The organism is Thermoplasma acidophilum DSM 1728, assembly GCF_000195915.1.
GTDB lineage: Archaea > Thermoplasmatota > Thermoplasmata > Thermoplasmatales > Thermoplasmataceae > Thermoplasma > Thermoplasma acidophilum.
Genome location: NC_002578.1, coordinates 1,389,624 through 1,402,378, shown reverse-complemented (window position 1 = coordinate 1,402,378; position 12,755 = coordinate 1,389,624). Strand labels below are relative to the sequence as shown.

Annotated in this window: 13 protein-coding genes and 1 tRNA gene; 10 read left to right on the top strand and 4 right to left on the bottom strand. The window is 46.4% G+C overall.

Features of this window, described 5'->3' with window-relative positions:
* Positions 1-99 precede the first annotated feature (99 nt).
* Positions 100-576 carry an NUDIX hydrolase gene (locus TA_RS07895; protein ID WP_010901759.1) on the top strand — a complete coding sequence of 159 codons (477 nt, stop codon included), beginning with the start codon at positions 100-102 and terminating at the stop codon, positions 574-576.
* Between the two features lie 24 nt (positions 577-600).
* Positions 601-1,254 (top strand): phosphoribosyltransferase, encoded by a 654-nt coding sequence (locus tag TA_RS06980; RefSeq protein ID WP_010901758.1) that lies wholly within the window; start codon positions 601-603, stop codon positions 1,252-1,254.
* Here the strand turns inward: TA_RS06980 and arcC are convergent.
* A complete protein-coding gene (gene arcC, locus TA_RS06975) occupies positions 1,241-2,158 on the bottom strand; it encodes a carbamate kinase (RefSeq protein ID WP_010901757.1) in 918 nt (305 codons plus the stop codon). The genes TA_RS06980 and arcC overlap by 14 nt on opposite strands.
* 138 nt (positions 2,159-2,296) lie before the next feature.
* Between arcC and TA_RS06970 the strand changes: the two genes are divergently transcribed.
* The 4 genes from TA_RS06970 to TA_RS06955 all read left to right on the top strand — a co-directional run bounded on the left by TA_RS06970 (position 2,297) and on the right by TA_RS06955 (position 5,407).
* The gene (locus tag TA_RS06970) at positions 2,297-3,562 is read left to right on the top strand and encodes an alkaline phosphatase family protein (protein WP_010901756.1); all 1,266 of its coding nucleotides are present in this window, start codon (positions 2,297-2,299) and stop codon (positions 3,560-3,562) included.
* Between the two features lie 51 nt (positions 3,563-3,613).
* Positions 3,614-3,686 (top strand) — tRNA-Thr (locus tag TA_RS06965).
* A gap of 295 nt (positions 3,687-3,981) precedes the next feature.
* Positions 3,982-4,737 (top strand): class I SAM-dependent methyltransferase, encoded by a 756-nt coding sequence (locus TA_RS06960; RefSeq protein ID WP_010901755.1) that lies wholly within the window; start codon positions 3,982-3,984, stop codon positions 4,735-4,737.
* A gap of 67 nt (positions 4,738-4,804) precedes the next feature.
* Complete coding sequence (locus TA_RS06955) at positions 4,805-5,407, top strand: 2,3-diphosphoglycerate-dependent phosphoglycerate mutase (protein WP_048162417.1); 603 nt, start codon at positions 4,805-4,807, stop codon at positions 5,405-5,407.
* Between the two features lies 1 nt (position 5,408).
* Here the strand turns inward: TA_RS06955 and TA_RS06950 are convergent, their stop codons facing one another.
* Positions 5,409-6,620, bottom strand: a complete 1,212-nt coding sequence (locus TA_RS06950) for an MDR family MFS transporter (protein WP_010901753.1) — start codon at positions 6,618-6,620, stop codon at positions 5,409-5,411.
* A gap of 115 nt (positions 6,621-6,735) precedes the next feature.
* On the opposite strand from TA_RS06950, the gene TA_RS06945 reads away from it, so the two are divergent.
* On the top strand, positions 6,736-7,824 hold the full coding sequence (locus tag TA_RS06945; protein ID WP_010901752.1) for an MFS transporter: 1,089 nt from the start codon (positions 6,736-6,738) through the stop codon (positions 7,822-7,824).
* Positions 7,825-8,107: 283 nt separating this feature from the next.
* Positions 8,108-9,187: a site-2 protease family protein gene (locus tag TA_RS06940; protein ID WP_010901751.1), complete on the top strand. Its 1,080-nt coding sequence runs from the start codon at positions 8,108-8,110 to the stop codon at positions 9,185-9,187.
* 206 nt (positions 9,188-9,393) lie between these two features.
* Here the strand turns inward: TA_RS06940 and TA_RS06935 are convergent, their stop codons facing one another.
* Complete coding sequence (locus tag TA_RS06935; RefSeq protein WP_048162091.1) at positions 9,394-9,873, bottom strand: HPP family protein; 480 nt, start codon at positions 9,871-9,873, stop codon at positions 9,394-9,396.
* Between the two features lie 124 nt (positions 9,874-9,997).
* Here TA_RS06935 and TA_RS06930 point away from each other — a divergent pair, with 124 nt between their 5' ends.
* Both TA_RS06930 and merA read left to right on the top strand, forming a co-directional pair.
* Positions 9,998-10,225, top strand: coding sequence for a heavy-metal-associated domain-containing protein (locus TA_RS06930; protein WP_010901749.1), 228 nt, complete (start codon positions 9,998-10,000; stop codon positions 10,223-10,225).
* Positions 10,218-11,627, top strand: a complete 1,410-nt coding sequence (gene merA, locus TA_RS06925) for a mercury(II) reductase (RefSeq protein ID WP_010901748.1) — start codon at positions 10,218-10,220, stop codon at positions 11,625-11,627. Before TA_RS06930 ends, merA begins: the two co-directional genes overlap by 8 nt.
* On the opposite strand, the gene TA_RS06920 is transcribed toward merA, so the two are convergent.
* The gene (locus TA_RS06920) at positions 11,583-12,713 is read right to left on the bottom strand and encodes an MFS transporter (RefSeq protein ID WP_241761832.1); all 1,131 of its coding nucleotides are present in this window, start codon (positions 12,711-12,713) and stop codon (positions 11,583-11,585) included. The genes merA and TA_RS06920 overlap by 45 nt on opposite strands.
* Positions 12,714-12,755 lie beyond the last annotated feature (42 nt).

The window sequence follows — 12,755 nt, the reverse complement described above, 5'->3', positions numbered from 1 at the left end:
TTCGATTGACACGATCTGTTAATGTTAGACATGATTTATTGCTTTCGAACTGCTCTTTTTGTCGCCAAAGCTTTTTAACGTGTGTGGTTTAAAGCACCCATGGTGAGCACTAGAACGGGGGTTAAGATACAGGCAGTCATATACAGGTGCAATGAAGGGCCGGAGTTTCTCATACTGCACAGAAATCCAGAGCATGGAGGTTTCTGGCAGAACATAACCGGCAACGTGGAGCCGGAAGAGGATCTGCATGAGGCACTTATGCGGGAGATTGGAGAGGAGATAGGAATAAAGCAAGAATGCATTGATCGCGTATCTGACGAGATCATGGCGTTCAGATTCTGGGCTCATGGAATGGATTTTATCGAACACGTGTACGCTGTGAAGATTGACGGATCTTGTTCCGTGGATATATCGAGAAATGTAGATCATGAACATGACGAGTACAGGTGGATGAACTTAGAGGAAGCATTAAGCATGGTCAGATGGTACACGAATGCAGATGCAATAAGGATAGCATTCTTACTGGCATCAACAGCATGCATGTCAGCGATCACACCTTCGGACAAAAAGAATTAAACGCAATCACATAATCACGATAGCATGGCCAACAAGTTCAAGGCCACCCTGGTCAGCTGGGCTGACATTGACAGGTGGTGTGGAAACATCAGCAGAAAGGTTCAGGCTTCATTCGATGTGGACACGATCATTGGAATTGCAAGGGGAGGGCTGGTTCCAGCCAGGATACTGTCCGATAGGCTGTGGGTCAAGGACCTTCTCAGTGTGAAGACGGAACACTGGGGCATAACCGCCACCAAGGATGGCGAAGCGGTACTGAAGACAAAAATAAACATGGATCTCTCCGGAAAGAATGTTCTCGTCGTGGATGACATTACCGATACTGGAGAGAGCATGAGCCTAGCTTACGATTATGTGAAATCGCTGAAGCCAAGGGAGCTGAGAAGTGCAACAATGCTGCACATAAGCAGGTCGAAGTTCGTGCCTGATTATTATTCTGAGCTCATAACGGAGAAGAACTGGGCATGGTTCATATTCCCGTGGAACGTATACGAAGATCTGAACAACCTCATAAGAAAGTCGTTCACAGACAGGATTAATGCAGATGAGGTTGTGGACGCCCTCAAAGAGGACTACGATCTTGATGTTTCATCTCTGAACATGGAGGAGATACTCAACGACTTCGTCGTGTTTGGCAGGATGAAAAAAGAGGGTAGGGACTTCGTCATCGTACAATGATAGTCCCGGATCTCCCTGATAGAGCATTCATGCTGTTCTCTATCGATGTTATGAATGCCTTTTTGCCGCCATTCTTTATGAACCTTATGGCAGCCATGACCTTTGGCTTCATGCTCCCCTCTCCAAACTGCCCTTCTTTTAGGTATTTTTCGATCTCTTCGACGTGTACCTCGTGAAGCCCCTTCTGATCAGGCTTTCCGTAGTTCACGTAAACGTTGTCAACATCAGTAAGTATCATCAGGAAGTCTGCCCTTATAGCTGTGGCCAGAACGGATGAGGCCAGATCCTTGTCTATTACGGCATCGATGCCATGTATCTGTTCGCCCTTCCTGACAACTGGGACGCCGCCGCCTCCGACTGCTATGGGCAGATTGCCGTTGTGGAGCAGGTATTCGATAACGGGTTCCTCCAGTATCTGTCTCGGATCGGGTGATGGCACGACCCTGCGCCAGCCATCTCGAAACTTCTTCATGATCCAGCCGTTCTTTCTTGCTTCTTCAACCTCAGCATCGCTGTAGTACCGGCCTATTGGCTTCTCCGGATTGCTGAACGCTGGGTCATTCTCATCCACGAGTACCCTGGTTATTATGGTGAATATGTTCTTGCGCAGGTTGTATTTGGTCTTAATGTTGGTGTAAGCGTTCGCAAGTATCTCTCCTATGTACCCCTGGGACATTGCAACGCTCTGGTGTAGGTATGCCCCTATGCCCGAGATATCGTGGCTCTGTTGTATGTCTCCCACCTGCGGGCCGTTTCCATGTGTTATGACCACTTCGTTGTCTTCAGTCACGAACCTGAGGCTTTCGAATGTTTTGTATGCATGTTCGTATTGCGTTTCGTAATCCCGTTTCTCTCCATTTTGTAGAAGTGCATTTCCTCCCAATGCTATTACGATCCTGCTCATTGTTTCACCGGGGAAAGTGAGAAATCCCATTGAAATATATAAAGTTGGGCAATATGCATACCCTCTGCCATTGCTATATATTTTCTGGCTACGGACCACCACAACTCATATTTATAATCGATGAAATGATCGGCCGCTATGATACTGGATACGTACGGCAAGGCCACCGCGAACAGGATCGATGATGACAGAATAAAACCGAATTACGAGGGCTACAACCTTTACAATGTTCCGAACTCCATTTTAGAAGTTTTTGGTGTAGGTGGCCAGGAGAGGCTTGCAGACAGCATATTCACTTATTTCAGGGGATCTTATGATAGGATAGTTTTCTTCTATCTTGATGGCTTCGGATATGACAAGTTTACTAATCCGGCTTATGGTTCTCATCTTCACGAGGCTTTTTCCCAGAACGGATATCTTTGTCCGATAACTACGGTGTTTCCATCGACCACCGCTGCTGCAAACACCACCATAAATACCGGCCTGCCTCCATCGGATCACGGCCTACTTGAATGGATCCTTTACTTTGATGAAGCGAGGACAGTGGCCCTTACGCTGCCCTACAAGCCAATAGTAAAGCGGTATAGAAAACGGTTTGAGCACATGAAGCCTGCGAATCTGTTCAGGGGAGAAACTGTGTTCCATCGCCTAAGATCCGATGGAATACGCAGTGTTTCATTCCTGAAGTCCAATATAGTCAGCGGCGAATATACAAAACTGATACAGGAAGGCTCAGATGTGATAGGCTATTCTTACATAACTGACGGCCTTCTTCTTCTGAAAAATGAGATAATGCGCGGCGCCTATGACTATTACTACTTCTACGTGGACAATATAGACCATATTGGCCATGTCTACGGGCCAGAGAGCGAAATGTACAGGTTGGAGGCTTCAACCATATCCAACATGATAGTGGACACGTTCAGGCAGATACCTGCTGAAAATCTTAAAAATACGCTCATCGTGATAACATCGGATCACGGGCACATTCAGGTGGATTCGTCAAGAATCGTTTACCTGAACGACAAGAGAAAGATATTCAGATCTTTGAAGAGCGATGGACGATACAAGATACCTCCTGTTGGAAGCCCGAGAGACGTCTTTCTATTCGTTAAGAAGGAAGATCTGGATGATGTCGTTAGATATGCGAAGAAAGAGTTCGGCGGTGCATTCATAGATCTGGTGGAAAACATAGTTTCACAGCAATTCTTTGGTCCGCGGAAGCCTGCGGATCTCACACTTAGGCGGGCCGGAAACATGATCATAGTGCCGCCCGGCAACGAGATGATCTGGTACAGGCTTCCGGGCATGCGCGATTCGCACATGAGAGGGATGCATGGCGGGCTGTCAGAGAAGGAGATGCTGATACCGTTGGCATTCGGCGAGGCATCAAAATTGTTTTGAGGTTTTGTAAAGATAAAAAATAATATACAAAATTGAATTTCCTGACAGTAAGCCACTGTAGCTCAGTTGGTAGAGCAGCTGACTTGTAATCAGCAGGTCGGGGGATCGATGCCCTCCAGTGGCTTTTTTTAAGTATTTTGTCACATTTTTTACAGACATTTGCTTATATTGTATTGGATTTCCTAAAATTGTTATGCCTATCGCTGATGACACAGTTCATCGATATAATATTATTTTCAATAGACACCAAAGCGATTAACAATGCCGAATGCTGGTATTAGGTAGGCATTGACAATGCCAGAAGATCAAGGAATCTCGGTTTTCTTGGCATTTCAGAAATCTTTTTATTGTCGCTCGCTGTATTGACGTTAACAATGTGAACACTTTGAGATATGTGATCTGGCGGGAGGTGCATATGTATGGCTACAACAGAGGGGAATTTTACAGGCAAGGCTGAGGCCTATTCCAAATACAGGCCTTCCTATCCGCCAGAGATCATAAAACTTCTGAACGATAAATACGGCTTCACGAAGGATATGATCGTTGCGGATATGGGTTGCGGCACTGGAATACTAGCGTCAATGTTCCTTGAGAATGGAAACACGGTAATATGCGTGGATCCGAATGACGATATGCTTAACATGGCCAGAAAGAACCTTTCTCGTTACAGTAACGTTACTTTTGTCAATGGCAAGGCCGAATCTACCCATCTGAACGACCATTCTGTCAATGTTATAACGGCCGGCCAGTCTTTCCACTGGTTTGATGAGGATAAGGCGAAGAGGGAATTCAGGAGGATACTGAAGCCTCCGAACCTCGTCGTACTCATATGGAACGATAGGGATGTGCGCGATCCTTTCACTGAGCAGTACGAAGAGATCATTCGTGAGTTCAGCAAGGGGTATCGCGGCACAGGTAGCACCGCAATCTCCGTTGAGCGAATATACAGTTTCTTCAACTACGATTATGACTATTACCAGATGGACAATCTCCAGGAGCTAGACCTTGATGGATTGGTGGGAAGGTATCTGTCCACGTCTTACAGCCTTAAGGAAGACGATCCGAGGTACAAGGATGCGATGTCAAGGCTCCAGGATCTGTTCACCACAAATCAGAAAAATGGTAAGATAATATTGAGGTACACCACCAGGGTATTCATAGGTCGAATAATGTGATGACAAACAGGATATCCGTATACACGTGATATATAAATTTCTAATAGGCATTGGTGATGGAGGCATCATGAAGATCGCTATACTTATAAGGCATGGGGAGAGCGATATCAATGTCAAGGGTATCCTATCAGATACAATAGACAATAATATGCTAACCGAGAAGGGTATGAGGCAGGCCGAACATGCGGCGGCCGAGCTCAAGGGCATAGATATTAAGAATTTCTATTCAAGTCCGATAAAACGTGCGTTCGACACAGCGCAGATCATAGCGGACAGTTTCAACAAGGACGTGGTCACGGATCAGCGCCTGATAGAGATCGGTCTTGGCAAGGCACGAGGCAGAAAGGCAAACGAGTTCACGAATGGTCTATATAGTGGGCACATAACCGGGAAGATCAGGGAAGATCTTGAAATGGAGAAGTGGGATAGCCTTCAAAAACGCGTGGTTGAGGCCATAGCATCAAGGGAAGGTATAAACGTTTACGTGACCCACTCTGATCCAATAAGAGCAGCCATTTCGTATTTCCTGGAAATGGGTGAGGAAGAAACATACGGCCTCTCCATAAAGAATGCGTCTATGACGGTAATAGATGTGGAGATAGGAAGAATCCTTACACTGGGTGCCATATCAATGACAGACAGTGTCCGGAAATATCTCAATATTCAATAGATCAGATATTCACAGGCCTGCCAGAAGCCCTGCTCCTGTCAACGAATGCGATCTTGAATACAAGGAACAGGATGATGGCCGATATGCCGAATCCATCTATCGCTGGCCAGACCAGGATGGGAGAAGATGAAAGCGAATATAGTATGAATGTGCCCACGGACGGCGATGCCGTTCTGGCAAGCTGGTTTATCATGCCTATGAACCCCATATAACGCCCAACCTTGTCCCTGGGTGCGATTTTCGACGCCACAGTGCTTATGTTCGGTGAGGTAAAGTTCTCGCCTATGGTTATAATGATCATGTCGATTATGAGATAGAACAGGCTGTGCGAGAACGAGACCATAAGATACCCGATGGTGTAGAAGACAGATCCGAATATGAGGCCGTAAAGGTCAGAGTGCCCCCTCATCATTCTGGATATGGGATACTGGCCCACGACAACCACTATTCCGTTGACAGCATAGAAGTAGGCCAGGTTCTTTATCACAATATGGAGGTCATCAACTATGTATATTGGCAAAGTAACGGAGAATTGCGATGAAACCATTATCAGCAGGAAAACCGGTACGCTGAAAAAGAAAAGCGTGTAATCCTTGACCAGAAAGCCGGATCTGTTCGATCGGAACTTCGTATTCGTCTTCACAAAGATAAGGGCAATCACGGTGGCGAAGGCGTTGGCTATGGCCACGAACAGAAATATGAAGCCGAAACCATAGGAGAATATGATTGCACTTATGAGAGGGCCTATGGCCCAGCCAAGGTTTGCCATTATCCTGTAGATTGCATATCCCATTTCACGATCCATGCTCGAGGTTATATCTGAAACTATTGAGTTTGCAGAGGGGAAGACTAGCGATCCGGAAAACGCCGTCAGCACGAAGAGTGTCGATATGATCGCTACGTTTTTTCCAGAAAAGATCGACAGCAGCAAGTACAGGATAAAACCGGCCACGTTTCCCAGCACGAGTGTGAATTTCCTTCCGAATGCGGCTGCCATGTAGCCGGCAAACAGGCTGAAGACTATGGAAATGCCGGAGTTCAGCGTGAATATAAGGCCAACGAACAATAGGCTCATGTGAAGATACGTGTTGAAGTACACGGCAAGAAACGGCCATGTTGCACCGTAACCTATGGATCTTACCGAGGCTGCAATGCTAACTCCCCACAGAGACCTGTTCCTGTAGTATGGTGCCGGCGCATTCCCACCGATCATTCCTCGATAATTGCCTTCATCCTAATCTATTCTTCCATTCGATGCTGTTTCACGTCATAATGTTCGGGAAAAATTCAAAAATGCTTAAATATCAATACAAAATGTCGGAAAAACTATGGAAACTGCATACACTGTAAGACAGTATGGACATATATCTGAAATTCTGGCGATAATTGGCTATGTCATTCCGACATTTATTCTCGTAGTTCCAACATTTTACATTGCATATATATCAAAAAGTTTGAACATACCATATTATACAACATTCATTATAATTGGTTCTCCATACATAGGTAGGTTCATCGGAGCCTATATGTATTCGCGCTTCAAGTACCTGGGAACGCCGTTCACCGTCTCAATGTCAGCGCTCGGACTTATCTCGGCCTACATGTCATTTCTAGACAGTGTTCCCATAATGATAATCATGCGATTCCTCATTGGAGTGGCCTTCGGCATATCAACTTCATTTGCCGTGGAGGTTGCAGTCCGAACAAGAAAGCAGCACATAATCGGCCTCACCACGGGAGGGTGGGCAATAGGATGGATACTCGCAGCCATGGTTTCCGCCATACTGCCCTACAGATATGCACTGGTTTCAGGCGCAGTAGCGCTGCCGATCTCCGCTCTCGGGATGCTCCTCAGAAAAGTCAGCATAGGCCATGTCATAGCTTCAGGCTTCAACTTCTCCCTGTATGGGTTCCTGATTTACTTTCTGGCTTTCGAACCTGCATTCGTTTTGCAGATAGTGCCGCAGATCTTCGGATCGCAGGCGTTCCTTGAGTCAGAAATTGCATATTTCCTCGCGGTACCGGCTTATATGGCATTTCCTGTAATTGCCAAGCGCTACGGATTTAAGAGATCCGTCTATTCCATAGCGTCCATATCTATGGTGTTATCTGTATTCGCATTCCTGTTCCTCAACTTCTATGCTGCGATCGTGTTTACCGTCTTTGGCCTGGCGGTAAATGCGGTAATTCCCGGGTTCTTAAGGGATGAAAACCTGAGCCCGGAGAAGATAGGGCCGTCAATGAATTTCTCTGCCATAAACGGTTTCATGGTGCCAACGCTGATCTATCTGATCGGATACGTTCGTATGTCAGCTGTCACCATAACCGTGATCTCAATGGCCCTGCTCATCCTGATCTCAGCCATGGGCCAGAAAGCATTTTCAGTCTCGGTACGATCTGAGACGCACAAGGTCTAATTATCCTTATAAATGAAGATATCCACGGGCAATGTAAAAGTAATTAAATCAATTTTTAATATTGGATTGTCTCATCATCTAGTTCCATGAGCCGTGAGTGGTAACGACGACGTGAGACTAGAGGTTGCCTTGCCATGGGCCTCGAATTGAGAATATGTGGTGTAGCTTTCGGTGATAATCCGATCAGAGGCGGGCAAAGAGTTCCCCGGAGGGTCAGAGTGCAGGAAACGTGACTGCATCTCGTTACTTCCGGGGAAGATATATAACGATCAGGTAATGATAAATGGAGCAGACCATCAAGGTTCAGAATGAGGATTTAAAATACGTTGTCTCTGTGGTCACGTCAAGGATAAATGTATACGATATAATCGTGGATCCGATCTCAGTCAAGTTTTACTTCTTTGACAGCGATAATCCCAACATAGACGACGCCTTCGATTACATACGCAGGGATCTCATTGACCATGGCTTCATACCGATGGTGATAAGGGACGGAGAAAACATAATACAGGTGACGAAGAGGCCGAAGCAGCGTTATTTTGGCAATATAGTGAACTTGATACTTCTCGTCGCCACCATACTCTCCACAATGTATGTGGGTTCGCAGTACTCTATAAACTTCGTGCCAAAGGGTGCATACTACGAGCTTAGGCTATGGGGCTACGGTTTCCTGTTCTTCTCAGCTCCGCTGCTTCTCATACTCGGAATACATGAAAGCGCTCACTTCCTGGTCGCCAGAAAGCATCATGTCAAGGCCTCACTCCCGTTTTTCATACCGTTTCCAGTTGGCATAGGCACATTCGGCGCTTTCATATCGCTCAGGGATCCGCTTCCAAACCGCAAGGCAATGGCGGAGATAGGCGCCGCAGGGCCAATAGCCGGATTTATTACTGCCCTTCCGCTGCTCTTCGTTGCAGATTATTTTCAGAATGTTGTAAAGCCCATCCCCCCAGCATACATTCCCTTCAAGGTGACGTTTCCGCTGATATACCACCTGTTTGGTCTCAACACAAATTTCACAGGGCCAATATTTCCTATGGTATTTGCGGTCTGGGTCGGCATGTTCGCGACAGCAATGAACCTCATACCTGCGGGCCAGCTGGATGGAAGCCACATAGTCCGCGGTGTGCTGGGAAGCAGGGCCAACATACTATCGTACGTGTTTCTCGCTTTCCTGTTCGCCATAGGTTTCTTCTATACTGGATGGTGGATAATCGCCATCTTCGTGATATTCACCGGGCTCGTTCATCCACCAGCTTTAAACGATTATTCCAAGATATCGGGGCTTGACATAGCGCTGGGCGTAGTTTCATTGATAATGTTCATACTCACATTCACGATCATACCGATAAAGCCTGCATAAGAACAGTATTTATCTGGCTCAAGATGATAAGCATAAAATTCCTGGAGAATGCACAGAAGATTGCAATTGAAAAAAATACAGATGCACACCACGTAGCGTTTTTTCTATCTAACAGCAAGTGTTTGATCGAAGCGTCGTTTTTACGTTCACAAATTATACACTTATTTTGAGAACAGGCTTCTTGAAAAGCGAATATACTGCGCTCTTTAAGAGAGCGAATTCTTCCCCCTTAATGTACGATGAATGAGAATATCGGATACAACCAGTACGGCAACTATGATCAGGCTGGACTCTGCAAAGATAACGTCCGAATGCACAATGAAAGAGAATATTGCTAGAGCGATCGCGGGTGGATGGCTATACTTCGTGAAAGTTATGATGGCAGCCACAGCAAGTGTCGTTAAATACAGTGAAATCGGCCCAACGCCAATTGAAAGGTGAAAAGCCGTTGTTATCAATATAACCGCGATATACGATATCAGTACGGATTCAGGCATGGAATACTTGCCTCTGTGGGCCACCGTAATGAGGTAGGCCGAAACGGCAAAGGGAGGCGCAAGCAGCGCTACCCTGAATACAAGGCTGATGGCCACTATTACTGCGAAGATAATTAGGAAGTACGCAAAACCCATCAGCCTATTTATATCCTTTGTGCTGTCTTCTGCCACGTTTATCACACCAGCCATCAGCTGTCCACAGAAAAATGGAACAAACGGCAATGTCACAACACTTCTTAAAAACATTCCAAGTCCATTTAAGGTAAGGATTTTTTTACTTTATTGATTATATATTTTAATCCAATATACAACTATGAAGAAGGTTGAGATGAAGATATACGGAATGACATGCGATGATTGTGCTGTCACCGTTAAAAATGGTCTGGAAAGCGTGGACGGAGTCCTCAGTGCAGAGGTTTCCCTGCCGGAAAAGAGGGCTGAGGTGGTGATAGACGAAAGCAAGATTTCGCCTGAAAAACTGGAGGATGCCCGGGTATTCAAGGTTACAAGGTACAGAGGGGAGGTAAGAAAGATTGAGTAAGGAGTACGATCTTCTCATTTTAGGGTACGGCGCTGCAGCATTCTCAGCAGCCATAAAAGCGTCGGAGATAACGTCTGGGCAGGCCAGCATAGCGATGGTCGGCACAGGGCCGCTTGGCGGAACATGTGTTAACGTTGGTTGCGTCCCTTCGAAGATGCTCATCTCAGCTGCGAAGAACCTGAAGTACATAGCGAAGCCGAGGTATCCCGGTTTAAAGGCCACATACGCAGTTGAGACTGGCGAAGTGATGGATTTCATAAGGATGGCTGTTGACGAGGAACGGCACAACAAGTATGAAGCGGTGATCTCTGGATATGAAAACATAGACCTTTACAGATCACGCGCAGTCTTCACGGGAGATCGCAGGGTTAAATTGGATGACGGACAGGAACTGTTCGGATACAACGTGTTAATAGCTACGGGAAGCAGGCCATCCATACCAGCAGTGCCCGGGCTTGCCAATGCTGGATACATAACAAGCAACGAGTTCTGGGCCCTGGAAAGAATTCCAGAGAGTCTTGTCATAATAGGCAGCGGGCCCATTGGATCTGAGATAGGCCAGGCAGCTGCAAGGCTTGGAAGCAGGGTGCACATAGTTGAGATAGCGGATCAGATACTTCCTGGCATATCTAAGGACATGGCGCAGATGGTAATGGATGCCATGGCCAGTGACGGTGTTGAATTCTCACTTTCATCCATGGTTAAAGATGTCTCAGTCAGGAACGGTAAGAAGATCGTTAGATTCGAGAAAAATGGTGTTCAGCATGAGATTGAGGCTGACGAGATCCTCGTAGCCACAGGAAGATCGCCGAATGCCGATCTGGATCTTGAGAAGACAGGCGTGAAGTATGACAGGTACGGCATTGAGGTTGACAGCACTCTCAGGACATCCAACAGGAAGATATACGCGGCAGGCGATGTGGTCAAGCAGAGACTGAAGCTTGAAACGCTTGCATCGAAGGAAGGTGTCATAGCTGCCGAGAACATGTTCGATCATGCGGGCATAAGCGTCGATCTGAATAGTTTTCCAGTTGCGGTATTTACGAGTCCGGAATACGCGTCAGTTGGTTACACGGAGGATGAGGCCCTTAAGGCCGGCTTGAATTACGATGTCAGATCGATATACACCACCGACGTGCCCAAGGAGAGGATACTGAGGAATGATCGAGGGATGATAAAGATAGTAGCAGAACAGGGAACGGGCAGAATAATTGGGATACAGATCGTTGCAGAGAACGCAGCGGACATGATAAACGAGGCATCAGCGATCCTCCATGCAGGCATGACTGTGGGCGATGTCATAGATACGCCACATGTGTTCCCGACGGTCAATGAAGGCATAAAGCTTGCAGCGCAGTCATTTCTGAGGGATATCTCCATGATGAGCTGTTGTATGGAATGAAGTTGCTATACCACGGTACAGGAACGTGGATAGGAATACCATTATGGCCAGGACTATCCATAGATTCCTGAATCCCACATCCAGGATAAGTGCAGAGGACACGATCGGCCCGACGATCCCGCTGGACTGCCAGAACATGTTGGCTATGCCAGAAACGCTTCCTGCCCTTTCCCTTCCTATTTCTATGGAAAGGCCGGAATTTCCGGGCGTTATGATGAACCTGAAGAATCCCATCACTAGCGATATGACTATCAGAAGAACTGCATTTCGAATAAATGAAAACGCCAATATTATGATCCCGTAGGCTACAAGGGATATGACAACAGCGTTTTTTGTCCCGATCCGTGATATTATGTATCCAGAAAGGGATGTTGAGAACAGCCCTGTTATGGCCATTGAGGAAAATACGAATCCGGAAATCACTGGGCTTATGCCTATCGATACGAAATACTTGTAGGCATACAGCGTAAGGGACCAGTACGATATGAAGAAGAGAAAGCCTCCAAATGAGAGAAGCAGAACATCTCTGTTCTTTATGAGGCTAGGATCGATGCTGTACCCTGAATGCTCTGTCTTCAGACTGAATGCCATGATCGCTATTACGATCGATGCGATGGCTGAAGAATAGTAACCCCACTGCCAGCCGATCTTCAGCGCAAGATATGGTAGCATGAATCCGGATAGAACTATGGCCAGAGGCCAGGCTATACTATAGTATCCTATGTAAACACTCCTGTTCTCACGGTAATAATGATTCATGACGTTTATGGATGCAGGGTAAACCCATCCTGCGGTCAGACCCATAATCAGGCTGGAAACGTATTCCCATTCTATATCCGGGGACAGTGCAGACATAATTGCTGATACTGCCAGGCCTATCAGGGAAAGCGATATCACGATGCCCCCAGAATACCTATCCGATATGAAACCGGAAGGTATCTGCACTATCACGTATCCGACGAAGAATATGGCAAAGGCGAAGCCTTCCTGCGCAACGGTTGGCTTGAATGGCATGTAGACGGAGAGGATTGTCCATGAGAGCCTCACATAGTAGCTGAGGAAAAATGATGCGCTTCCGACGAACAAAGGGTATAATTTCGCCACACAGGTTAATTGTTTACTATATGA

What these genes read in the sequence shown, in the direction of transcription:
- TA_RS07895 (WP_010901759.1), top strand. Translation starts at nt 100, where the DNA reads ATGGTGAGCACTAGAACGGGGGTTAAGATACAGGCAGTCATATACAGG.
- TA_RS06980 (WP_010901758.1), top strand. Translation starts at nt 601, where the DNA reads ATGGCCAACAAGTTCAAGGCCACCCTGGTCAGCTGGGCTGACATTGAC.
- arcC (WP_010901757.1), bottom strand. Translation starts at nt 2,158, where the DNA reads ATGAGCAGGATCGTAATAGCATTGGGAGGAAATGCACTTCTACAAAAT.
- TA_RS06970 (WP_010901756.1), top strand. Translation starts at nt 2,297, where the DNA reads ATGATACTGGATACGTACGGCAAGGCCACCGCGAACAGGATCGATGAT.
- TA_RS06960 (WP_010901755.1), top strand. Translation starts at nt 3,982, where the DNA reads ATGGCTACAACAGAGGGGAATTTTACAGGCAAGGCTGAGGCCTATTCC.
- TA_RS06955 (WP_048162417.1), top strand. Translation starts at nt 4,805, where the DNA reads ATGAAGATCGCTATACTTATAAGGCATGGGGAGAGCGATATCAATGTC.
- TA_RS06950 (WP_010901753.1), bottom strand. Translation starts at nt 6,620, where the DNA reads ATGATCGGTGGGAATGCGCCGGCACCATACTACAGGAACAGGTCTCTG.
- TA_RS06945 (WP_010901752.1), top strand. Translation starts at nt 6,736, where the DNA reads ATGGAAACTGCATACACTGTAAGACAGTATGGACATATATCTGAAATT.
- TA_RS06940 (WP_010901751.1), top strand. Translation starts at nt 8,108, where the DNA reads ATGGAGCAGACCATCAAGGTTCAGAATGAGGATTTAAAATACGTTGTC.
- TA_RS06935 (WP_048162091.1), bottom strand. Translation starts at nt 9,873, where the DNA reads ATGGCTGGTGTGATAAACGTGGCAGAAGACAGCACAAAGGATATAAAT.
- TA_RS06930 (WP_010901749.1), top strand. Translation starts at nt 9,998, where the DNA reads ATGAAGAAGGTTGAGATGAAGATATACGGAATGACATGCGATGATTGT.